The organism is Legionella impletisoli, assembly GCF_900639875.1.
In the GTDB taxonomy this organism is placed as follows: Bacteria; Pseudomonadota; Gammaproteobacteria; order Legionellales; family Legionellaceae; genus Legionella_A; species Legionella_A impletisoli.
On the sequence record NZ_CAAAIA010000018.1, the window covers coordinates 1 to 764 of the forward strand.

Here is a 764-nt window from a genome sequence, read left to right on the forward strand (position 1 = left end):
GCTGAAGCCAGTGAAGAAAAACAGCGCCAAATTCAAGATGAATTAACCAAGGCACAGGCCAATCTTGCCCATCTCAACGAAGAAGCTGAATCGCTTACTGCTAGCCATAGAGCTGAAGTACAAAGCTTACAAGATAAAATCCTACAAGCTTCTGAAGAAGCCAAAACAACTTTAGCCACCCAATTAGAAAAATTAAATGCTCAACACACCGCAAAACAAGAAGAACTTACCCAACAACTTCAACAAGCCCAAAGTCACGTTAGTGGCCTTGAGGTCAGTCTTGCCAAACAAGCTGAACAGCTTGCTCAAAGTCAAAAAGAAGCCGAAGCTTTATCTCAGGAACTTGCTGCACTAAAACCACAACATGAGGTTTTGCTGACAAGATTAGAAGAACAAACACAATTAAGCGAAGCCGAACGACAACGATTAACTGATGCTCTACAACAACAAAGCAGCGCTACAGAAGAAGCTATCGCAAAAGCATCCAAATTAGAAGAAAGTTTAACAACAACCCAAAATAAAAACGAAGATTTGCAAACACAAATCAGAACCCTTACTACTGAAAATGCTGCCTTATTAGCCAAAATTTCTGGCCTAGAAGAACGTATTAAAAAAATCAGAGCAGAATTTGAAGATACAACCACTAAGCTTCAAGCCCAAACCGCACGCGCTGAAGCCAGTGAAGAAAAACAGCGCCAAATTCAAGATGAATTAACCAAGGCACAGGCCAATCTTGCCCATCTCAACGAAGAAGCTGAATCGCT

General features: G+C 41.2%; 1 protein-coding gene. It reads left to right on the top strand.

Annotation, left to right across the window (positions count from 1 at the left end; genetic code table 11):
• Positions 1 to 764: coiled-coil domain-containing protein (locus E1O41_RS11820; protein WP_165481192.1), on the top strand; the 764-nt coding region annotated here is incomplete at both ends.